Origin of the sequence: Streptomyces sp. SPB074 (assembly GCF_000154905.1) — a bacterium.
Lineage (GTDB): Bacteria > Actinomycetota > Actinomycetes > Streptomycetales > Streptomycetaceae > Streptomyces.
This window is the reverse complement of the sequence record NZ_GG770539.1, coordinates 5,980,035-5,981,257: the sequence shown is the minus strand read 5'-3', so window position 1 is coordinate 5,981,257 and position 1,223 is coordinate 5,980,035. Positions and strand designations below refer to the sequence as shown.

Below are 1,223 nucleotides of genomic sequence, written 5' to 3'. Positions count from 1 at the left end.
GCGGGACGGTCGCGTGGACCGCCGGCGCGCCCTGTTCCGTGCCGTGGTCCTGGTGGGGGACCTGCGCGGGCTGGGCGAGGACGGGCTGTGCCTCGGTCCAGGCACCCTGCGCGCCCGGCATGAAGAGGAGGTCGTCGTCCTCCACCGGAGCCGCGGCGTACCCCTGGTACGGGTACGGGCCCGGCTGTGCCGCAGCCTGCGGCTGCCCCTCGGCCGGGCCCTTGCCGGTGTCCGTCATGCGTACCCCTCGCCCACGTGTCAGCTGTTTCGCTTGTCTCCGGTCGTACCGGCTTCCCGTGCCTTCCGGGACCTGCCGACGGCGGCCGGGCCCTTCCGTCGCCCACCGGGAGGCCGTCCGGCCTCCCACGGGGAGCAACGAGCGCACGCGCCCTGCGGCACGATGCGGGCAGAACCCTGCCGTCCCGGGGCATTCTCCCGGTCCCGGCGTGCTGATGACGGCCACTTTCCGCCACAGTCGGCTGTGGACTGCGCCACGTCGGCGCGCGCCCGCCCCTCGGGGCCCCGGATCACGGGGCCGACCTGGGGTTTACGGGCCGGTTCGGGGTGCCGGGGACAGCTCGGAAAGCTGTACGACGATCGGCCAGCCTACCCCGCTGGCTGTGGCCACTGGTTCACGGGGCGCGATCAGGGCGGTGGGCGGAAAGGAGAAACACGACGGTACGTTCGGTTTCGGCCCACTCCCCCACATCGAGGGCGACGGACTGGAGCAGCACGCACTCGACGGCGTAGCCGTGCTCGGCCAGGGTGCGGCCGAGGAGTTCGGCCTCGTCGCGGGTCCCGGCGTGGGTGACGATCGCGGCGGGACGGCGGTCGGCGACCGCCGAGAGGACGGGTTCGCCGCCGCCCCCGACCCGTACGACATCGGGTTCGGGGAGGTCTTCGAGTATGTGCGGGGCGCTGCCGTGGACGACCTGCACCCGTACGCCGAAGCGGCGGGCGGAGGCGGTGGTCCGCGCGCACGCGTCCGGGTCCGCGTCTATTGCGAGCACGGCGGCGCCGAAGCGGGCGGCCTCGGCTGTTGATATGCTCCGGTGCCGGATTTTTTTGTCGCACACGAGGTCGCCGGTGCGGGGCCCGAGGCGGGCCAGCTGGGCGGCGCGCAGTTCGCGGGACTCGCCCTCCAGGGGCGCTCTCGTCCCCGTACTCGTGTGCCGGAAGCGCCCAGCCGCGTACCGGGCCGGCCGGATCGCGCCCGGCGATCC

The 1,223-nt window shown here is 74.1% G+C and carries 1 protein-coding gene and 1 pseudogene; both read right to left on the bottom strand.

Going from position 1 to position 1,223, the window contains the following annotated elements:
* On the bottom strand, positions 1–238 hold a 238-nt coding region (locus tag SSBG_RS25330; protein WP_037870605.1), incomplete at its 3' end, for a hypothetical protein.
* A gap of 394 nt (positions 239–632) precedes the next feature.
* Positions 633–1,223, bottom strand: a pseudogene (locus tag SSBG_RS25325) (precorrin-6y C5,15-methyltransferase (decarboxylating) subunit CbiE); the annotation flags it as partial.